Raw genomic sequence first — 20,809 nt, forward strand, 5'->3', positions numbered from 1 at the left:
GACGCCAACGGTTATCCTTGCCTCACCGCACTGACCTGTTCTTTTTTGTATCAGCTCGGGAACTTGTGGCTATGCGCCACTTACTCATGCAAGAGTCCGGCAAATTCGCTTGCCCGGTATCCCCCGATTTCATTTTTCTGAGAGTCCTGCCATGTCTGCCACTCCATCCACTATCCTGGTCGTAGAAGACGACTCCATCGTGCGCATGCTTATCGTCGATGTGCTGGAGGAGCTGGAATACACGGTATTGGAGGCTGATGACGGCAACGCGGCACTCGAAATCCTTGCGGATCCTGGCAAAGCCATCGATTTGATGATGACCGACTACGGCCTGCCTGGCATGAATGGCCGCGAACTCTCTCAAAAGGCCCGTCAGCTGCGCCCTGCTCTGCCCATCCTGTTCGCCAGCGGCTATGCCGAGAGTCTCGAAGTACCCGATGGCATGCATGTCATCGGCAAGCCATTCTCCATCGATCAATTGCGCGACAAAGTTAAAGGCATTCTGAAATAAACCTGATAAATGCCCGTCGCAGATGCAACTTGTCACATCCGAAAATAATCAGCAACTAACTAACACTGCCATTGCTTAACCTGCCAGCTCTATCCTGAATCATCTTTGGCCGCGTTAATAAATAACGAAATACAGCCAGGGAACTTTCGATACTCATTCAGGATAGAGCCCATGCAGTTCATTTCTTCTGACGTGCCTGCCGCCGTCGATTGCTCCGCTTCCGACAAACAGGAACGCGCGCTTATTGTTCAGTTACTTGTTGAAGCCCTTAAGGCAACTGAGTTTGAAGTCTCGGCCGACAGTTACTCGGCAAGCGCCTCGCTGCCGGTCGCCACTGTATTCAATGTGCAAGATCGCTTCATCCCCCGGGTCATCGGCAGCAGTTTTGACGAACGCTGTGAACCAGCACGCAATGCCTTGAAAAATTTAATTGCAACCCCGGAGTTTGCGCAGCTGTTACGCAACCATTCTTTTTCAGCTGATATTCAACTAGCAGTGGATGCCAACGCCGGGGTTCTCGTTGTTTATGATTCAGAGTTCGAATCTCATCGTTTCAGTATTGCACTGGATAATGCTGAAGTTTCGGTGTTTTCCGAAGAACTCGATATGCTCGCCGATTTGGCGAAGAACATCGGCGGCGTCGTTTATTCCGGCCAAGTGATTGGCATAGTGCAATGGTTGAAGTTCAACGGTTATGACGTGCCGACGAACATTGCCGAAACCCGGGCACTGATTGAATGGCTGGCCTTCGAACTGCCCGAGCCACCCGCCTTGGGCGACTACCACGAATTGCTCCACGCCGATGAGTCGTCACCGTTTCATCTATCGATAGCGGACCGCAAAGTCATAACCCAGACAGTGCATGAGCTGACCCAAGGTGCGACAAGCCTGTTGCAGGTACTGGCGTTCGCCAACTTCAACCTGATTCCGGCACAGGACATACGCGACAACGCGGACAAGTTCCTGCACAACTTCCTGAGGCGAAAAACCGCTCGCGCCCTGGGAGAAACCCTGCATGCACGCCTTGGCTGGCATCTGGAAGCCAATAACGCGGACGTGCGCGAACGCCAGGTCAATGAGTTAGTCATCGCTGCGCTGATCATCGACATGCAATTGCGCTCCGATCAGCCTCTTGTCGCCGGCTATGACTTCTATCAACCGGCGAATTCCACACTCAGCGCTGCCGAAGTACGCGTCCTGTTCGAACAGCATCTGGTTGATCTGGGCCTGAGCGAAGCGCACAACGCGCCACTGGCAGCGCATCTATTGATCGCGGGTGCAGCACCGGAGTTGCTGATCGACCAGATCCCGCCCGGGCTCACGCTGGACAAGCCAGGCTGGGTAACTGCGCGCCAGAGCGCTGCCGTGGTCGAGCACGCCGCACCTGGCAGCTCGCGTGCAATGACGTTTGCACAACTCAAGGCGTTTTCCGAGCTGACCCCGGTTTCCGGTGAGCTCGACAAGTTGTACGAAGCGGCGGCGATCCCGGCGGTGGTGGACTGGGCGGTACTCAACGGAGTCATCCCTTACCGCAGCGACAAAGACTACGACAAGACCACGGTGATCAAGGCCAGCGCGTATTTCTCGCGTTACATGGAGGCTCTGGCCCAGTCTGAAACAGGCTTGTCCACCGCGCCACCGGACCGGCGCAAAATCGCTTTGCGTGCGCTGGAGCAAGTGATGCCCGCCGGCGCCTATCTCGAACAGCCGGCCTTCGAAATAAAGTACCTGGACAGTTTCGGCGAACGGAGCTGGCTCGAAGGGTTGAAGGCTGCGCATCCGGCGGGAATTCTCACCGAGTTCTGGAATTTCCTCGCCAGCGCCACTGACAACAACCAATACGCGATCAACGGCCTGTTGCGCCTACGCCTGTCGATTCTCGATCTGTATCTTTCCGGCGATCTGGTTGAAGACGGGCAACTTTCGGACAAATTCAAGACCCGCGACAACTTCCACCCCCCGGCCGATGCCTTCACCCGCCTGGCCGAACTGCAATCGCCGTCGCAACTGTTTGACCAGGCGTTTGATCGTTACTACCGGAACGTGCGCGAGGGTCTATCGTCCCTGATCAAAATGGCGATCACGCAGATGCCAGAGCATGATCGTCAGGCCTTGACCAGCGGCCAAATGACCTTCTACACCGTCAGGAAGGAAGTCAATCCACTGAATACGCAGCAAGAAACGCAAATCCAGCGAGATGAGGCCAATGGGCGTTACGGGATTATTCTTTGCTGCGACAACGGTGATCGGCTGCGCGCTTACGAACTGTTCACGCTGCGCGGCGTTTGCTACGAGCGTCCGGATCTGGCGCTCAAGCTGCAAGACACCGGTCTCATTCATCAACGGCCGACCCTTTCATACACTGGCAGCAAGTACGATTTTCAGGACAAGAACAAAGCCAGCGAGTGGCCCCTCGATTACGCCGCCTACCGCGAAGGCAGCGAACCACGCCAGGGCATGACTTCAAAAGTAGTGGTGGAGAAGCTCTGGCAGTTGCAACTGCAAGAGACTGATGTGCGCGCGGTTCCGCTGTTCTTTTCTGCGCAACTGGATGAGATCGCCCAATGCGTACTGGACAACCATCCTGTCGCCCGCCGCGAAGAGTTGTATGCCGCACTGGATGTGCGCAACGGCCTGGAAGAATGGCGCGACACCAGGGAGATCGTCGAGAACCTGGCAATCAACGTCATCGTGCCGTTCAAACAGTGCATTGAAGACATTCGTTCCGGACGCACCGACCGTGTCGCCGAAGGCATTGGTGGCTGCATTCTGGATGGCCTGTCGGTCATCGGCCTGCTGGTCGGTCTTGGCGCGTCGGCAGCGAGCATCATCGCCAAGACCGGGTCGACCACCCTAAAACTGCTGAAAGTCGCCAAAGCCGTGGCCCGAGCGGCCGTGTCGCTGATCAACCCGCTCGACGGTTTGCCCGCCCTCGCCCGCAAAGGTTTTCGTCTGGTCAAACGCGGCGTGGTCTTTGCCGGTGAAACCGCGCTCGACACCGCGCACACCGCCAGCGTGCAATTGAAAAGGTTGATCCATGGCGTCGAGAGTCGGGACTGGCTCAGGCTCTCCCACACCGGCGATGTGCGTCAGGCGACCTGGCGAGGCGCCGACGCGCTTGACGAGGCGATCGACATCGCAGTGCTGGAACGCAACCAGGACTGGCACGCGCTGAGCATCCGCACCGGCGGTGCCTGGGGCCCGCGCCTGAAACTGCTCGACCTGGGTAACTTCGCCCCGTTGAAGCGCCTGTTCGGCCGCTTCAAGCCATTCAGTTACACCCGCGGTTATCTGAAAAAAGCCATTCCCCGCGCCCGGACCAAGCTGGACAACTCCATCAACGCGCTGTCGCAACCGTCTTCCAACGACGACATTCGCGCGGTGCTCAAGCATGTGTTCGGTAACGATTCCGATGAAGTGGCACAGCACGTGTCGAAACATCTCAGCGCGATGCGCAAGGATCTCGAGTCGATCAGTTTCAGCAATGTGACGTTCCGCCCGCATCAACCCGGCGTGATCGCCTCGCTTTCGCCACCGGCCTATAAGCGTTGGCAGACAGCGCTGCGCACAGGCGAAAAAATCGATGAGTCCGCAGGCCGGTTTCTGTCGATCTACCCGGACAATCTCGATGAGTTTTACAAGTTGTCGCGTTACGACGACGGCAGCGTCGCCGACGTGCTGATTCACGAAATGTCCCACGGTGGCCCGGACACCCTCGACCTGTACTACGGCAAGGTCTACCCGGAGTTGCATCAGGCGGAGTTCGATGCGGTCGGACTGCTGGAGCTGGCTCGGGACGCGCGCAAGGCGCATCCGGACAACCTGATCAATCCACACCACGCTCTGGCGCACCGACCGGGATTCGTCGAGTTCAACCAGGTAAAAGCCAACCTGCCGAAACTGGTCCAGGACCATCCGGCGCTGGCCAACGCTGAGTCATACATGCTTGCGGTATCGCTGCTCGATCAAGCACAAACGCGTCCGGCCATATTGAGCTTCAATGTGAAGACCATCGACGATGCCGTGCGCAACACCGCTGCAGGCAAGTTTCTACAAGGGCCGCTGCTGCTCAACCTCGCCAAACCGGTCATTTAAACGCTGAAACGGCTGGTCGGTGGACAGGGTGCATTTCAATCACTTCGCTGTGGTTTAATTGCGCCCTTTTTTCTTCCATGGGTCAGAGGATCAGTCGTGAGCCATTCGCGTACCACCAAAGTTCTGGTCATCGGCTACGTCTGGCCAGAACCGCGCTCATCGGCGGCCAGCGGGCATGTCATGCAGATCCTCGAGACATTTCTCGATCAGGGATGGGACATCACTTTCAGCAGCCCGGCCGGCCCGGGTGAACACAAGGCTGATCTGACGGCGCTGGGCATTCGCGAAGTATCGATCGAGCTCAACAACAGCAGTTTCGACACGTTCATCAGCGAGTTGGCGCCGGATATCGTGCTGTTCGATCAGTTCATGATGGAAGAACAGTTTGGCTGGCGGGTGGAGAAACACTGTCCGGACGCCCTGCGCCTCCTGGAAACTTCCGACCTGCAAAGCCTGCGGCATGCGCGTCATCAGCGCCTGAAAGACCGGCTGAAAAGCAACGACGAGCAGACTGATTTCACCGGGCTGTTTGCACCGGCATTGCCCGAAGAATTCCAGTTGATGGCCGGCACCGATCTGGCCAAACGGGAAATCGCTGCGCTGTATCGCTGCGACTTGAACCTGATGATTTCCGAAGTCGAGATCGACCTGCTGGTGGAGGAATTTGGCCTGCCTCGGCAAATCCTGCATTGGTGTCCGTTGATGATTGATCTTCCGGACACCGCCCCGCCAGGTTTCGAAGAGCGGGAGCATTTCCTCAGCATTGGCAACTTCCGTCACGCGCCGAACTGGGATGCCGTGCTCTGGATGAAGACCACCCTCTGGCCGCTGATCCGCGCGCGCTTGCCTCGCGCGCAACTGCATATCTATGGCGCCTATACACCGCCCAAAGCCACCGCACTGCACAACCCGGCCCAAGGCTTTCACATCATGGACTGGGCCGAAGATGCACTTGAAGTGATGTCGGCAGCACGAGTCTGCCTTGCGCCATTGCGCTTCGGCGCGGGAATCAAGGGCAAACTGCTCGATGCCATGCTCTGTGGCACGCCAAGCGTGACCACACCGATTGGCGCTGAAGCCATGCACGGCGATGCTCCGTGGCCGGGAGCCGTCGCCCTCGACGCAAACACCTTTGCCGAACAGGCGGTGCAACTGTACGAAAATCCGGCGCGCTGGCAGCAGGCGCAGATTCAGGCTTCGGCACTTTTGCAGCAGCGTTATCAGCGCAGCGTACATGGCCCGCGTCTGATCAACCGGATAGATGATTGCCGACAACACTTGGCACAACTTAGAAACGACAACTTCACCGGCGCCATGTTGCGACATCACACACTCAAAAGCACTCAATACATGGCTCAATGGATCGAAGCCAAAAACCAATTGAGCCCAACAGAGCGCTGATTGCATCAATTACATGACTTGCATTAAAAGCCAACTTTCGCAATAACACGAACATGCTTATAAACATCCTGCGCGCAACTACTAACCACTTCGCAGGATGTGCAACATGGAAAACTTCGACGATATACCAACCCATCAATGGATGGCTTATTCACCACAAATCGATAATCTTTCGTTATTTGAAATGACCCTGCCCGGCGCGCATAACGCCGGTTGTGACTGGGAAGCGTCTTACGCCCTTATTCCCGGGAAAAACTGGCTTGCCTGCCAGGACGTTTCGTTTTATTCGCAGTTGAATCGCGGCGCTCGCGCACTTGATGTACGCCTTGTTTACAACAGCAAGGCGAAACAACTGGCGAGATTCCGTTTCCAGCACAATGGATTCAACTCTTCGCGAACGCTTGAAGACCTGATCAGGGACGTAAAGGGGTTTTATGAAAGAAGCCCGAACGAGTTTATCGTTCTGGACTTTCATGAACTTTCCAACGCTACAGACCCATTCAACCATGAGGAATTCAAAACAGCTTTGCTGGAGCACCTTGGGGAACGGATCATTCCCACCGACAATCTGCATCTGACAATTGGCCAACTCAAAGCCATCAATCCATTGCAACGCATTATGGTGGCCGCGCCGATGACCTGGGAAAGCGAAGACTTTCGTTTCTACAGACCAATCAATCACAAGTGGATCGGCAAATCACAGGTCAGCACCTCGGATCTTTATGGCTATATAGACAACGTACTGAGCACACCTGTCAGTACGCTTCGCCCATGGTCGCTGTCGGCAACCAGTTACACACTCGGCGGCCCACAGCGGATCCTCGACAGTCTTGACGAGTGGTTCGACCCGGAAAAATCCGATTGGGCGCGCAAGTGCAACATTATCAATTTCGACTTCATCAAAAATTCCAACATCGTGCGTTTCTGCCAAATGGCCAACCTGCAAAAGGCGCGCGACAAGCTCAGCTGAGCGGTCACCACGGACGGCCGGTCGGAAGTGGCACAAATGGCAAAAAACGAGGCATGATCGCGCAGCGATAATAAAAAAGTGCCCCGTCATGACCCGAACCGCTCGCGTGACCGACCCTTCCTACGAATTGATGGACGACCATAACGGTTTGTCCATCATCTACCGCCAGCACGGCTTCCCCTGCCCGCTGGTGCGCTGGCATTTCCACAAGGAGTACGAGCTGCACCTGATCGTGGCCAGCTCCGGCAAGGTGTTCATCGGCGATTACATCGGCAACTTCTATCCAGAGACTTTGTTTTTGACCGGTCCCAACCTGCCGCACAACTGGATCAGCCAGGTCGCCGAGGATGAAGTGGTGGAGAAGCGCGACATGCTGGTCAACTTCACCGACGAATTGTTCGAGAGCGGGCACCAGGTGTTCGCTGAGCTGAAATCCCTGGCGCCACTGCTTGAGCGTGCGCAGTACGGCATCGAATTTCGTTGCAAGCGCACGATCCGTCAGGCCATGACACTGATGCAGCGGATCGCCGACAGTACCGGCATCACTCGCCTCGGGCACTTTTTCATCCTGATGGAGTTGCTCGCGGCCAGTGATGACTTCCAGTTGTTGTCCGGCGCCACCACGCCGCAACTGGCCGACGAACACAACATCGACCGCACCAACCGCGCGGTCGACTACATCTTCAGCCACTACGCGCGGGACATCTCACTGGAAGAAGTGGCCGAGCACCTGGGCATGACACCGACCTATTTCAGCCGGGTATTCAAACAGGCCACCGGGCGCAACTTCATCGAATTCGTCAATCGCCTGCGCATCAGCAAATCCTGTGAGCTGCTGGCCGATGGTGACAAACCGGTGACCGAGGTGTGCTTCGAGTCGGGCTTCAACAATATTTCCAACTTCAATCGACGCTTCCAGCAACTCAAGGGCATGACGCCGTCGCACTATCGACGGCTGGCGGTGCAACGGCTGACAGAACAGAACCATCTCTGACGACACGCCACCTGTGGGAGCGAGCCTGCTCGCGAAAGCGGTCTGTCATTGAAAAATCCTGTGGCTGACACACCATCTTCGCGCGCAGGCTCGCTCCCACAAAAAACCGTGCCCCGGCTGGCGAAATCTGTACGCATTCGCTAACGCCCCCTCGCGCAAAACCCCTTCCCTGCGTTCCCCCGCCCAAACCCCAGTGCAAAAAAGTATCAACAAAAGTGCTAGGGATGATTTGTCAGCTCCGCCGTGGAAGGCTGTAATCAGCGCAGATTCTTCCTGCATTCGGAAGACACAAAAACAATAACTGTCCTTCTGCCCCGTCGGGTGTCAGAAAAGGAGTGCACGATGCAACCCACTGCAAAAGCTCTGCTCGCTCTCACCTGCATGACCCTCAGCAGCGTCAGCCTTGGCGCCCAGACCCTGACCATCGCCACCGTCAACAACAGCGACATGATCCGCATGCAGAAACTCTCGAAAACCTTCGAGAGCGAGCATCCGGACATCAAGCTCAATTGGGTGGTGCTGGAAGAAAACGTCCTGCGTCAGCGCCTGACCACCGACATCGCCACTCAGGGCGGCCAGTTCGACGTGTTGACCATCGGCATGTACGAAGCCGCACTCTGGGGCGGCAAGGGTTGGCTGGAGCCGATGAAGGACCTGCCGGCCAGTTACGCCCTCGACGATGTCTTTCCGTCGGTGCGCGAAGGCCTGTCGGTGAAGGGTTCGCTGTATGCGCTGCCGTTTTACGCGGAGAGTTCGATCACCTATTACCGCACCGACCTGTTCAAGGAAGCCGGGCTGACCATGCCGGAGCGGCCGACCTGGGAAGAGATCGCCGGGTTTGCCGAAAAGCTCACCCACAAAGACAAAGAGCAGTACGGCATCTGCCTGCGCGGCAAGGCCGGCTGGGGCGAGAATATGGCGCTGGTCACCACGGTCGCCAATGCTTATGGCGCGCGCTGGTTCGATGAGCAATGGAAACCGGAATTCAGCGGCCCGGAGTGGAAAAACGCGCTGAATTTCTACGTCAACACCATGAAGAAATCCGGCCCGCCGGGCGCATCCAGCAACGGTTTCAATGAAAACCTCGCCCTGTTCAACAGCGGCAAATGTGCGATCTGGGTCGACGCCAGCGTCGCTGGTTCGTTCGTCACCGACAAGACCCAGAGCAAGGTCGCCGATCACGTCGGTTTCACCTTCGCTCCGCATCAAGTCACGGATAAAGGCTCGGCGTGGCTGTATTCGTGGGCGCTGGCGATTCCGACCAGCTCCAAGGCCAAGGACGCAGCAAAAACCTTCAGCGCCTGGGCCACGTCCAAAGAGTACGGCGAACTGGTTGCCAAGACCGATGGCATCGCCAACGTGCCGCCGGGCACCCGCGCTTCGACCTACAGCGATGCTTACATGAGCGCCGCGCCGTTTGCCAAAGTGACGCTGGAATCGCTGAAAGCCGCTGACCCGAGCAAACCGACGCTGAAACCGGTGCCGTACATCGGCATTCAACTGGTGACCATTCCTGAATTCCAGGCAGTCGGCACCCAGGTCGGCAAGCTGTTCTCGGCAGCGCTGATCGGCCAGACCACGGTGGATCAGGCGCTGGCGGCGGCGCAGCAGACCACGGAACGCGAGATGAAGCGCGCGGGTTATCCCAAGTAACCGCTGAATGCCTTGCTCCTGCCTCTTGTGGGAGCGAGCCTGCTCGCGAAGGCGTCGTGTCAGCCAACACACATGACACTGACCCAGCGCTTTCGCGAGCAGGCTCGCTCCCACATGGGGATCTCCATAGGTCTGTATGACTCGGTTGTGAATGCCATGAATACTTCAACTGCCAAAGCCCACATCGACCTGTCGCCACCGCAGCGCAAGCTGCGCGTGCGCAATCCCGGCTGGTTTCTGGTCAGTCCTTCGGTGGCGCTGTTGCTGCTGTGGATGATCGTGCCGCTGGGCATGACCCTGTACTTTTCGATGATCCGCTACAACCTGCTCTACCCCGGCGAAAACGAATTCGTCGGGCTGGAGAACTTCACTTACTTCCTCACTGATTCGGGTTTCATGCCCGGCGCGACCAATACATTGCTGCTGGTTGGCAGCGTGTTGCTGATCAGCGTGGTCTTCGGTGTGTTGATCAGCGCGTTGCTGGAGGCCAGCGAATTCCTTGGTCGCGGCCTGGTGCGGGTGATGCTGATCTCGCCGTTTTTCATCATGCCCACCGTCGGCGCGTTGATCTGGAAAAACCTGATTTTCCACCCGGTCTCGGGGATCCTCGCCTACATCTGGAAGCTGTTCGGTGCTCAACCGGTGGACTGGCTGGCGCACTACCCGCTGCTGTCGATCATCATCATTGTTTCGTGGCAATGGCTGCCCTTCGCGATCCTGATTCTGATGACCGCGATGCAATCGCTGGATCAGGAACAGAAAGAAGCCGCGCGCCTGGACGGCGCCGGCCCGATCGCGATTTTCTGGCACTTGACCCTGCCGCACCTGGCGCGGCCGATTGCCGTGGTGGTGATGATCGAAACAATCTTCCTGCTCTCGGTGTTCGCCGAAATCTTCACCACCACCAACGGTGGCCCCGGCTACGCCTCGACCAACCTCGCCTACCTGATCTACAACCAGGCGCTGGTGCAGTTCGACGTCGGCATGGCCTCGGCGGGCGGTCTGATTGCCGTGGTCATCGCCAACATCGCCGCGATCATTCTGGTGCGAATGATCGGCAAAAACCTGACTGACAAAGCGTGAGGCCTGCCATGACGCTCCAACAATCCCGCCGCCTGCAAAGCCTGCTGCTCGGCACGCTGGCCTGGGCCATCGCGATCGTGATTTTCTTCCCGATCTTCTGGATGGTGATGACCAGTTTCAAGAGCGAAATCGACGCTTTCGCCACGCCGCCGCAGTTCATCTTCACGCCAACGCTGGAGAACTACCTGCACATCAACGAGCGCAGCGACTACTTCAGCTTCGCCTGGAACTCGGTGGTGATCTCCTTCAGCGCCACCGCCCTGTGTCTGTTGATCGCGGTACCGGCGGCGTACTCGATGGCGTTCTATGAAACCCAGCGCACCAAAGGCACGCTGCTGTGGATGCTCTCGACCAAGATGCTGCCGCCGGTGGGCGTGCTGATGCCGATCTACCTGCTGGCCAAGAGCTTCGGCCTGCTCGACACGCGCATCGCGCTGATCGTGATCTACACGCTGATCAACCTGCCGATCGTGGTCTGGATGGTTTACACCTACTTCAAGGACATTCCCAAAGACATCCTCGAAGCCGCCCGCCTCGACGGTGCGACGCTGTGGCAGGAAATGGTCCGCGTGCTGCTGCCGATCGCCAAGGGCGGCCTCGCCTCGACCGTGCTGCTGTCGCTGATCCTGTGCTGGAACGAGGCGTTCTGGTCGCTGAACCTGACCTCATCGAATGCCGCACCGCTGACCGCGTTGATCGCCTCGTATTCAAGTCCCGAAGGGCTGTTCTGGGCCAAGTTGTCGGCCGTATCGACCCTGGCCTGTGCGCCGATTCTGATCTTTGGCTGGATCAGCCAGAAGCAACTGGTGCGCGGCCTCTCCTTCGGCGCCGTGAAATGAACATCCCGAATCCAACCCTATCCCCTGTGGGAGCGAGCCTGCTCGCGAAAGCGGAGTGTCATTCAACCCTGATGTCGACTGACACGGCCCCTTCGCGAGCAGGCTCGCTCCCACAGAAAAGCCGATCTGGTTTAACCCAATAATAAATTGCGGAGGCCCATCTCATGGCCAACCTGAAAATCAAGAATCTGCAAAAAGGCTTCGAAGGCTTTTCCATAATCAAGGGCATTGACCTTGAAGTGAACGACAAGGAATTCGTAGTCTTCGTCGGCCCGTCGGGCTGCGGCAAATCCACCCTGCTGCGCTTGATCGCCGGGCTGGAAGAGGTCAGCGGCGGCACTATCGAACTCGATGGCCGCGATATCACCGAAGTCAGCCCGGCCAAGCGCGATCTGGCGATGGTGTTCCAGACCTACGCGCTGTACCCGCACATGACGGTGAAAAAGAACATGTCGTTCGCCCTCGATCTGGCCGGCGTGCCGAAAGCCGAAGTCGAGCGCAAGGTCGGCGAAGCGGCACGCATTCTTGAACTCGGGCCGATGCTCGAGCGCAAACCCAAACAGCTGTCCGGCGGTCAGCGTCAGCGCGTGGCGATCGGCCGCGCCATCGTGCGCAACCCGAAGATTTTCCTCTTCGATGAACCGCTGTCCAACCTCGACGCGGCGTTGCGCGTGCAGATGCGGCTGGAACTGCTGCGCCTGCATAAAGACCTGCAAGCGACGATGATCTATGTGACCCACGATCAGGTCGAAGCGATGACCATGGCCGACAAAGTCGTGGTGCTCAATGGCGGCAGGATCGAGCAGGTCGGCTCGCCGCTGGACCTCTATCACAACCCGGCGAACCTGTTTGTCGCAGGCTTTCTCGGCACGCCGAAAATGGGTTTCCTCAAAGGCAAGATTGCCCGCATCGACGGCGCCAGCTGCGAAGTTTCGCTGGACGCCGGCACGCGCATCACCCTGCCGTTCAACGCCGCCAACCTCAGTGTCGGAGGCGCAGTGACGTTGGGCATTCGCCCCGAACACCTGGAGCTGGCGCAACCCGGCGATTGCACGTTGCAGGTGACTGCCGACGTCAGCGAACGCCTCGGCAGCGACACCTTCTGCCACGTCACCACCAGCGCTGGCGAAGCCCTGACCATGCGCGTGCGCGGCGATCTGGCCAGCCGTTACGGCGAGCAATTGAGCCTGCGTCTGGACCCGACCCACTGCCATCTGTTCGATGCCGAAGGTGTGGCGCTCACCCGCCCGCTGCGTGCTGCGGCCTGATTTCGAGACTATCCGATGAAACTCAACCAACAGAACCTCAATCGCCTCGCCGCCCAAGTGCAGCTGCCGGGCTACGACCTCGGCGACACACGCCAGGGCATCGCCCACATCGGCGTCGGTGGTTTCCATCGTGCGCATCAGGCGTATTACACCGATGCCTTGATGAACACTGGCGAAGCGCTGGACTGGGCAATCTGTGGCGTCGGCCTGCGCCCGGAAGACCGCCGCGCCCGCGATGATCTGCGCGAGCAGGATTACCTGTTCACCCTTTTTGAACTGGGCGACAGCGATGACACAGAAGTGCGCGTCATCGGCGCGATCCGCGACATGCTGCTGGCCGAAGATGGCGCGCAAGCACTGATCGACAAACTCGCCGAACCGCAGATCCGTATCGTTTCGCTAACCATCACCGAGGGCGGTTACTGCATCGACGACAGCAACGGCGAATTCATGGCGCATCTGCCGCAGATTCAACACGACCTCGCCCATCCCGAGGCGCCGGGCACCGTGTTCGGTTTCCTCTGCGCCGCGTTGGCCAAACGGCGTGCGGCGGGCGTTCCGGCATTTACTGTGATGTCCTGCGATAACCTGCCGCACAACGGCGCCGTCGCCCGTAAGGCGCTGCTGGCTTTCGCCGCCCTGCGTGATCCGGATCTGCGCGACTGGATCGACCAGAACGTCAGTTTCCCCAACGCCATGGTCGATCGCATCACACCGATGACCAGCACCGCGCATCGCCTGCAACTGGCCGACAAACACGGCGTCGACGATGCCTGGCCGGTGGTCTGCGAACCGTTTGTTCAGTGGGTGCTGGAAGACAAATTCGTCAACGGCCGCCCGGCATGGGAAAAGGTCGGCGTGCAGTTCACCGACGATGTGTCGCCGTACGAAGAGATGAAGATCAAACTGCTCAACGGCAGTCACCTGGCGCTCACCTATCTGGGTTTCCTCAAGGGTTATCGCTTCGTCCACGAGACCATGAACGATCCGCTGTTCGTGCGTTACATGCGCGCCTACATGGACCTGGATGTCACGCCGCAACTGGCGCCGGTGCCGGGCATTGATCTGAGCGAATACAAGGACACGCTGGTGGCGCGGTTTTCCAATCAGGCGATTGCCGATCAGTTGGAGCGCGTGTGTTCGGATGGCTCATCGAAGTTTCCCAAGTTCACCGTGCCGACGATCAATCGGCTGATCGCCGATGGCCGCGAGACCAAACGCGCGGCGCTGGTCGTCGCGGCGTGGGCGTTGTATTTGAAGGGCGTGGATGAGAATGGCGATACGTATTCGATTCCGGACCCGCGAGCGGCTTTCTGCCAGGGATTGGTGGCGGACGATGAGTTGATCACCGAGCGCCTGTTGGGCGTGGAGGAGATTTTCGGCACAGCGATACCGAAGTCGGCGGAGTTTGTTGCGGCATTCGAGTGGTGCTGCCAGAGTTTGCGCGAGGTTGGGGTTTCGCGGACTCTGGAACGGGTGCTCGGCTGAAAAGCCCCTCACCCTAGCCCTCTCCCGGAGGGAGAGGGAACCGACCGCGTGGTTCTTCCGTTATTCATCGACCTGAAATTCCGAGTCGAATACAGAGTGTGAAAGGCATGAAAATCTGCTCCCTTTCCCCCTCGCCCCCGTGGGGGAGAGGGCTGGGGTGAGGGGGTAGCTCTTGATCTTCAGCGCAATCTGACAGGCCCATACATGACAACAACAAAGCTCTTCCTGGGTATTGACTGCGGCACCCAAGGCACCAAAGCGATCATCCTCGATGCCGGCAGCGGCCAGGTGCTCGGTCTGGGCGCAGCGCCGCACACGATGATCAGTGGCGCCAACGGCCGCCGCGAACAAGACGTTCAACAGTGGCTCGACGCGTTCGTCAGCGCCACCCGCCAGGCCTTGCAAGCGGCGAACGTAGACGGCCAGGCGATCCTCGGCGTTGGCGTTTCCGGCCAGCAACACGGCCTGGTCATGCTCGATGAGCAAGGCGCAGTGCTGCGTCCGGCCAAACTCTGGTGCGACACCGAAACCACGCCGGAAAACGAGCGCTTGCTCGCGCAAATGGGCGGCGAGCAAGGTTCGCTGGAACGCCTCGGCGTGGTCATTGCGCCGGGCTACACGGTGTCGAAACTGCTCTGGACCAAAGAGCAGCATCCCGACGTGTTCTCACGCATCGCCCGAATCCTTTTGCCCCACGACTACCTCAATTACTGGCTCACCGGCCGCGCCTGCAGCGAATACGGCGATGCCTCCGGCACCGGCTATTTCAACGTGCGCACGCGGCAATGGGATGTACAGATCCTGCGCGACATCGACGCCAGCGGCCGTTTGCAAGCCGCGCTGCCGGAGCTGATCGACGCGCACGCCGCCGTCGGCACCCTCCTGCCGGCAATCGCCGAGCAACTCGGCATCAACCCCAACGCGGTGGTTTCCAGCGGCGGTGGCGACAACATGATGGGCGCCATTGGTACCGGCAATATTCAGCCCGGCGCGATCACCATGAGCCTCGGTTCGTCCGGCACGGTCTACGCCTATTCGGAGGAGCCGAACGTCAGCGCCGATGCCTCGGTTGCCACATTCTGCTCCTCCAGCGGCGGCTGGCTGCCGCTGATCTGCACCATGAATTTGACCAACGCCACCGGTGCGATTCGCGAACTGTTCAAGCTCGATCTGCCGACCTTCAACGAACTGGTCGCGCAGTCGCCCATCGGTGCCGAAGGCGTGAGTATGCTGCCGTTTCTCAACGGTGAGCGCGTTCCCGCCCTGCCCCACGCCACCGGCAGCCTGCACGGGCTGACCATGGACAACCTGACCCAGGCCAATCTGTGCCGCGCGACCGTCGAAGGCACCACCTTCGGTTTGCGCTACGGGCTGGATTTGCTCCGCCAGAATGGTTTACAAAGCCGGCGCATCTGCCTGATCGGCGGCGGCTCGAAGAGCGCGGTGTGGCGACAGATCGTCGCCGATATCATGAACGCCCCGGTCATCTGCACCGAACAAAGCGAAGCCGCCGCACTGGGTGCGGCGATTCAAGCGGCGTGGTGCGCGTCGCGCTCTCACGGCGATGATGTCTCCCTGGCCGAGCTGTGCGAGCGCTGCGTGAAACTCGACGCAGGCAGCGAAACCCTGCCGATCGCCGCCAATGTCGCGGCGTTCCAGCAGGCCTATGAACGCTATCAACAGCATGTCGCAACCCTATAACGAGCAAACAACTATGTACCTGGTGTGTGGCGAAGCCCTGTTTGATTTCTTCAGCGAAAACGATGCCAGCGGTCTGGCCTCGAAAGTCAATTTCAAGGCGATTGCCGGCGGCTCGCCGTTCAACGTTGCCGTAGGTTTGCGGCGTTTGGGCGTGGACTCGGCGCTCTTCGGTGGGCTGTCCACCGACTACCTCGGCCGCCGTTTGCAGCGAGTGCTGCAGGACGAAGGCGTGCGCCCGGACTATCTGGTGGATTTTGCCGCGCCGACCACCCTGGCGATGGTCGCGGTAGGCGCCAATGGCTCACCGCACTACAGCTTCCGTGGCGAAGGCTGTGCCGACCGGCAACTGAGCGAGGCGCATCTGCCGACACTTGGCGACGAGGTGCGCGGCCTGCACATCGGCTCGTTTTCGCTGGTGGTGCAGCCGATTGGCGACACGTTGCTGAAACTGGTCCAACGCGAAAGCGGCAAACGCCTGATCAGCCTCGACCCCAACGTGCGCCTCAATCCCGAGCCGAACATCGAGCTATGGCGCGAACGCATCGCCACGCTGGTACGACTGGCCGATCTGATCAAAGTCAGCGACGAGGATCTGAGCCTGCTCTATCCCGAGCAGGATCCGCAGCATGTTATTGAAAGCTGGCTCGAGCATCGCTGCCAGATCGTGTTCCTGACACGCGGTGGCGACGGCGCAACGGTGTTCAGTCGCACCCATGGCTCGTGGTCGGTGCCGGCCAATCAGGTTCAGATCGCCGATACGGTAGGCGCCGGCGACACCTTCCAGGCCGCGCTGATCACCTGGCTGACCGAACATTCGCTGGACTCGGTCGAAGGCGTCCAGCAGCTCAGTCGAGAGCAAATCGACGGCATGCTCAGGTTCGCCGTACAAGCCGCCGCACTGACCTGCAGCAAAACCGGTCCGGATCTGCCCTATCGTCATCAATTGAGCTGAGCGCGTAGACTGTCGGCCTTTTTGCGCACGACGGAAAACAGCTCTTGAATCACAGGCACATCCTCGCCCTCCTGACCATGGCCACCCTGCTGAGCGGTTGCGGCACCTCGCCGCCCCGCTCCCCGGAAGACATCTGCGCAATCTTCCGCGAGAAAAGCGATTGGTACGACGCTGCGCAAGTCACGCAGAAACGCTGGGGCGTGCCGATCCAGGTGCCGTTCGCGATCATGTATCAGGAATCCGGCTACCGCTACGACGCCAAGACGCCGCGCAAATACCTGCTCTGGGTGATTCCTTGGGGCCGCGTCTCAACCGCTTCCGGTTATGCGCAGGCCAAGGATGAAGTCTGGGCCGACTACCAGAAAAGCACCGGCCGCAACTGGGCCGATCGCGAAGACTTCGACGACGCCATCGACTTCGTCGGCTGGTACATGGACAAGACCACCTCGATCAACGGCGTGTACAAATACGACGCCTATAACCAATACCTGAACTACCACGAAGGCTGGGGCGGCTTCCGCAACAAGACCTACGCGAGCAAAGCCTGGCTACCGCCGACCGCGCGCAAGGTGCAGAACCGTTCGGATCTGTATGCGCAGCAATATGCCGGCTGCAAGGAAGACCTCAATCGCGGGTTCTGGAGCCGGTTCTGGCATTGGTTGTAGAAGCCCTTCGCGAGCAGGCTCGCTCCCACAAGACCTTAGTGAACGCCGATTTTGTGTACACCCGAGAAACCTGTGGGAGCGGGCTTGCCCGCGATGGCAATCTCTCAAACACCATCAAAGTCTATGAAAGGCCCGATTTCACTGACCCAAACCGCCCTCCTAAGGGTTTTCCCTATGGCACTGACGCCCCACACCTACGCCATTTGCGCCTTGAATGAGGCCGTCTAATCCTGCAACATCCATCACCTGCTTATTCAACGGACGGAATTCAAGGCATGCTGGACGCCAATGCAACCCACATCACCCTCTCGATCGAAGACGCCAACGCCGACCTGCAAGTCCTCAGCTTCACCGGTCGCGAAGCCCTCAACGAACCGTTCCGTTTCGACCTCGAACTGGTCAGCGCCCGCCCCGACCTGAAGCTCGAAGAGCTACTGCACAAGCGCGCCTGCCTGACCTTCGGCGCCACCGGAGAAGGCAAGATTCACGGCCAGGTCTATCGCATCGAGCAGGGCGACTCCGGCAAGACCCTGACCCGCTACAGCATCAGCCTGATGCCACAACTGGCCTATCTGCAGCACAACCATGATCAGCAGATCTTCCAGCAACTGACGGTGCCGAAAATCATCGCCCAAGTGCTGGAAGATCGCGGCATTCTCTCCGACGCCTACAGCTTCCAGCTCGGCGCCGAGTATCCGGAACGCGATTATTGCGTGCAATACGACGAGTCCGACCTGCACTTCATCCAGCGTCTGTGCGAAGAGGAAGGCATTCACTTCCACTTCCAGCACAGCAGCAGCGGCCACAAACTGGTGTTCGGCGACGATCAGACGGTGTTCCGCAAACTGAAACCGGTCAGCTACCAGCAGGACTCCGGCATGGCCGCCGAGAAGCCGGTGATCAAGCGCTTCAACCTGCGCCTGGAAACCCGCACCACCCGCGTCAGCCGCCGCGACTACGATTTCGAAAAACCCAAGCTGCTGCCCGAAGCCGCGGTCAAATCCGAATTCGCCCCGGACCTGGAAGACTACGATTACCCCGGCCGCTTCACCACCCGCGAGCGCGGCAAGTTCCTCTCGACCCGCGCCCTCGAGCGCCATCGCAGCGACTACAAACTCGCCGAAGGCAAAGGTGACGAACCGACCCTCACCAGCGGCCACTTCCTCACGCTCGCCGAACACCCGCGCGCCGAGTGGAACGACCTGTGGCTGCTGCTGGAAGTCTTCCACGAAGGCAAACAGCCGCAAGTGCTCGGCGAAAACGTCACCAGCGACGTCACCGATAACAAGAGCGATTTCCACCAGGGCTACCGCAACAGCTTCCTCGCCACCCCGTGGGACGCGCACTACCGCCCTGCCCTCGAACATCCGAAACCGAAAGTCCTCGGCAGCCAGACCGCCGTCGTCACGGGTCCTGCCGGTGAAGAAATCCACTGCGATCAATACGGCCGCATCAAAGTCCAATTCCACTGGGACCGCGACGGCCAGTCCGACGATAAAACCACCTGCTGGATGCGCGTCACCAGCGGCTGGGCCGGCGCAGCCTACGGCGGCATCGCCATCCCGCGCATCGGCATGGAAGTCCTCGTCACCTTCCTCGAAGGCGACCCCGACCAGCCCCTCGTCACCGGCTGCCTGTACCACAAGGAAAACGTCGTCCCCTACGACCTGCCGGCCAACAAAACCCGCAGCACCTTCAAAACCCTCAGCTCCCCGGGCGGCAAGGGCTACAACGAATTCCGCATCGAAGACAAAAAAGGCGCCGAACAGATCTACATCCACGCCCAGCGCGACTGGGACGAAAACATCGAACACGACCAGAAAATCCGCGTCGGCAACGAACGGCATGACACTGTTGAAGCCAATGTGCTTAGCGAATTCAAGGTTGAAGAGCACCGGATCACCCATCTGGACCGCATCAGCGAAATGCGCGCGGATGATCACCTGACGGTGGGTGTGACGCAGCATGTGAAGGTTGGGACTGGGCAGTTTGTTGAGGCCGGCAACGAAATCCATTATTACGCCGGCCAGAGAGTCGTGGTCGAAGGCGCCATGGAACTGACCGCCAAGGCTGGCGGCAGCTTCGTCAAGGTCGATGCAGGTGGCGTGACCATCAGCGGGGCTGAGGTGAAGGTGAATACCGGCGGCTCGCCCGGGGTGGGCACGCCGGCGGCGCCGTTGTTGCCGGGGCCGATGAAGGTTGTGGATGCGGATAAGGCGGGGAAAGCACCGCTCCCTGCCCGTCTTAATGAGTCAGGTATTACCCCGCTGTGTGGAAAACAGAGTAACGGCGCTTGCAGCCGTAAGGATTGCACATGCATGTAAAAGCGCTGAGCGCTCTCCTCGCCGAGCCTCGTTACAACTTTTCTGACTTGCCCGCTACCAGCGAGTCGCTGTGTTTCATCATTGACCAAGGGCTCCAGCCTGACGCTTTAGGCCGTCTTTATCGATTAGGCGAACCCGTCGTCGCTCAAGGTCTGTTTGTAGGGACAGACCTTGCAGGGATTCCTGACGAGCCATTGTGGCTGGTGGCCCCAAAGGGCGGCAAAGTGGCAAAGGTCGCTGTGGAACTATGTGAGGAACGCTTTTCGGGAATCGCAATCTCAACCCGGGATCCTGGAAAAGCTCTGGCTCATGCGCGCTGGCTGCTTAAGGCAAACGATGGTTCAGGTGGCCAAAGTCTGCTGAGTTTCCACAAGCCGAGTCTATGGGCTGCGCTGGCCTACACCGCCGATAAAGCATTCGATCAGTTACTAGGCTGCTGGGATGCGGTCTACAGCCCGGCGCCAATTCATTTCGGTCAAGAGCGTGGGCGATGGCTCACCTGGAAGGCCACCGATCAATCAACGTGGGACGGTGACAGAGCGGCGTTCAATCTGCCCGAGGCGGCCGCGAAAGTACAAGCGCGTCTGGGCTGGATGTACTGGATCGATGAGGAATACGCAGCATTCAATGAGCCAGACGATGACCGCTTGAATGACATCGCGGACAACCTCGACATGTTGCTCAAAAACAACATTTATGATGGCGATCACCTGCTCAAGCTTGGCCATGTCGTGAACGGTCCGCTGTTCGAGACCCAGCTTGGGATCATGGCGATCCTGCAATCAAAGGACGAGTCGTTTATCAAAGTAGATCGGCTCCTGGAATCAGCCGCCGTTGCCCAACACTAAGGCGACGCGACAACAGA

General features: G+C 59.0%; 15 protein-coding genes. All 15 read left to right on the top strand.

Annotated features, from left to right (window positions below; genetic code table 11):
- The first annotated feature begins 151 nt into the window (after positions 1–151).
- The 15 genes from AB9L16_RS13760 to AB9L16_RS13830 all read left to right on the top strand — a co-directional run bounded on the left by AB9L16_RS13760 (position 152) and on the right by AB9L16_RS13830 (position 20,792).
- Positions 152–511: a response regulator gene (locus tag AB9L16_RS13760; protein ID WP_095180108.1), complete on the top strand. Its 360-nt coding sequence runs from the start codon at positions 152–154 to the stop codon at positions 509–511.
- 606 nt (positions 512–1,117) lie between these two features.
- Positions 1,118–4,606 carry a hypothetical protein gene (locus AB9L16_RS13765; RefSeq protein ID WP_375122242.1) on the top strand — a complete coding sequence of 1,163 codons (3,489 nt, stop codon included), beginning with the start codon at positions 1,118–1,120 and terminating at the stop codon, positions 4,604–4,606.
- 96 nt (positions 4,607–4,702) lie between these two features.
- The gene (locus AB9L16_RS13770) at positions 4,703–6,007 is read left to right on the top strand and encodes a glycosyltransferase (RefSeq protein WP_150740921.1); all 1,305 of its coding nucleotides are present in this window, start codon (positions 4,703–4,705) and stop codon (positions 6,005–6,007) included.
- A 106-nt stretch (positions 6,008–6,113) separates the two neighbouring features.
- Positions 6,114–6,977 (top strand): phospholipase, encoded by an 864-nt coding sequence (locus tag AB9L16_RS13775; protein ID WP_375122243.1) that lies wholly within the window; start codon positions 6,114–6,116, stop codon positions 6,975–6,977.
- 88 nt (positions 6,978–7,065) lie between these two features.
- Complete coding sequence (locus tag AB9L16_RS13780; protein ID WP_056789758.1) at positions 7,066–7,971, top strand: AraC family transcriptional regulator; 906 nt, start codon at positions 7,066–7,068, stop codon at positions 7,969–7,971.
- A 342-nt stretch (positions 7,972–8,313) separates the two neighbouring features.
- Entirely contained in the window at positions 8,314–9,624 is a 1,311-nt protein-coding gene (locus AB9L16_RS13785) for a sugar ABC transporter substrate-binding protein (RefSeq protein ID WP_056789755.1), read from the top strand.
- A gap of 156 nt (positions 9,625–9,780) precedes the next feature.
- Positions 9,781–10,707, top strand: coding sequence for a carbohydrate ABC transporter permease (locus tag AB9L16_RS13790; protein ID WP_041480415.1), 927 nt, complete (start codon positions 9,781–9,783; stop codon positions 10,705–10,707).
- A gap of 8 nt (positions 10,708–10,715) precedes the next feature.
- Positions 10,716–11,546 carry a carbohydrate ABC transporter permease gene (locus AB9L16_RS13795; RefSeq protein WP_016774872.1) on the top strand — a complete coding sequence of 277 codons (831 nt, stop codon included), beginning with the start codon at positions 10,716–10,718 and terminating at the stop codon, positions 11,544–11,546.
- A gap of 164 nt (positions 11,547–11,710) precedes the next feature.
- Positions 11,711–12,814: an ABC transporter ATP-binding protein gene (locus AB9L16_RS13800; RefSeq protein ID WP_110600423.1), complete on the top strand. Its 1,104-nt coding sequence runs from the start codon at positions 11,711–11,713 to the stop codon at positions 12,812–12,814.
- A gap of 15 nt (positions 12,815–12,829) precedes the next feature.
- A complete protein-coding gene (locus tag AB9L16_RS13805) occupies positions 12,830–14,302 on the top strand; it encodes a mannitol dehydrogenase family protein (RefSeq protein WP_375122244.1) in 1,473 nt (490 codons plus the stop codon).
- Positions 14,303–14,506: 204 nt separating this feature from the next.
- On the top strand, positions 14,507–16,003 hold the full coding sequence (gene xylB, locus AB9L16_RS13810; protein WP_375122245.1) for a xylulokinase: 1,497 nt from the start codon (positions 14,507–14,509) through the stop codon (positions 16,001–16,003).
- A 13-nt stretch (positions 16,004–16,016) separates the two neighbouring features.
- The gene (locus tag AB9L16_RS13815) at positions 16,017–16,955 is read left to right on the top strand and encodes a carbohydrate kinase (RefSeq protein WP_056789741.1); all 939 of its coding nucleotides are present in this window, start codon (positions 16,017–16,019) and stop codon (positions 16,953–16,955) included.
- 77 nt (positions 16,956–17,032) lie between these two features.
- Positions 17,033–17,620 (top strand): lipoprotein, encoded by a 588-nt coding sequence (locus tag AB9L16_RS13820; protein WP_041480414.1) that lies wholly within the window; start codon positions 17,033–17,035, stop codon positions 17,618–17,620.
- A 275-nt stretch (positions 17,621–17,895) separates the two neighbouring features.
- On the top strand, positions 17,896–19,944 hold the full coding sequence (locus tag AB9L16_RS13825; protein ID WP_375122246.1) for a type VI secretion system tip protein VgrG: 2,049 nt from the start codon (positions 17,896–17,898) through the stop codon (positions 19,942–19,944).
- Positions 19,935–20,792 carry a DUF4123 domain-containing protein gene (locus tag AB9L16_RS13830; protein WP_375122247.1) on the top strand — a complete coding sequence of 286 codons (858 nt, stop codon included), beginning with the start codon at positions 19,935–19,937 and terminating at the stop codon, positions 20,790–20,792. The genes AB9L16_RS13825 and AB9L16_RS13830 overlap by 10 nt, the downstream gene beginning before the upstream one ends.
- Positions 20,793–20,809 lie beyond the last annotated feature (17 nt).

The organism is Pseudomonas sp. LW8, from assembly GCF_041956865.1.
Lineage (GTDB): Bacteria > Pseudomonadota > Gammaproteobacteria > Pseudomonadales > Pseudomonadaceae > Aquipseudomonas > Aquipseudomonas siliginis.

Bases quoted from the DNA above. Each gene is read 5' to 3' on its own strand.
- AB9L16_RS13760 (WP_095180108.1), top strand. From the start codon at position 152: ATGTCTGCCACTCCATCCACTATCCTGGTCGTAGAAGACGACTCCATC.
- AB9L16_RS13765 (WP_375122242.1), top strand. From the start codon at position 1,118: ATGCTCGCCGATTTGGCGAAGAACATCGGCGGCGTCGTTTATTCCGGC.
- AB9L16_RS13775 (WP_375122243.1), top strand. From the start codon at position 6,114: ATGGAAAACTTCGACGATATACCAACCCATCAATGGATGGCTTATTCA.
- AB9L16_RS13780 (WP_056789758.1), top strand. From the start codon at position 7,066: ATGACCCGAACCGCTCGCGTGACCGACCCTTCCTACGAATTGATGGAC.
- AB9L16_RS13785 (WP_056789755.1), top strand. From the start codon at position 8,314: ATGCAACCCACTGCAAAAGCTCTGCTCGCTCTCACCTGCATGACCCTC.
- AB9L16_RS13790 (WP_041480415.1), top strand. From the start codon at position 9,781: ATGAATACTTCAACTGCCAAAGCCCACATCGACCTGTCGCCACCGCAG.
- AB9L16_RS13795 (WP_016774872.1), top strand. From the start codon at position 10,716: ATGACGCTCCAACAATCCCGCCGCCTGCAAAGCCTGCTGCTCGGCACG.
- AB9L16_RS13800 (WP_110600423.1), top strand. From the start codon at position 11,711: ATGGCCAACCTGAAAATCAAGAATCTGCAAAAAGGCTTCGAAGGCTTT.
- AB9L16_RS13805 (WP_375122244.1), top strand. From the start codon at position 12,830: ATGAAACTCAACCAACAGAACCTCAATCGCCTCGCCGCCCAAGTGCAG.
- xylB (WP_375122245.1), top strand. From the start codon at position 14,507: ATGACAACAACAAAGCTCTTCCTGGGTATTGACTGCGGCACCCAAGGC.
- AB9L16_RS13815 (WP_056789741.1), top strand. From the start codon at position 16,017: ATGTACCTGGTGTGTGGCGAAGCCCTGTTTGATTTCTTCAGCGAAAAC.
- AB9L16_RS13820 (WP_041480414.1), top strand. From the start codon at position 17,033: ATGGCCACCCTGCTGAGCGGTTGCGGCACCTCGCCGCCCCGCTCCCCG.
- AB9L16_RS13825 (WP_375122246.1), top strand. From the start codon at position 17,896: ATGCTGGACGCCAATGCAACCCACATCACCCTCTCGATCGAAGACGCC.
- AB9L16_RS13830 (WP_375122247.1), top strand. From the start codon at position 19,935: ATGCATGTAAAAGCGCTGAGCGCTCTCCTCGCCGAGCCTCGTTACAAC.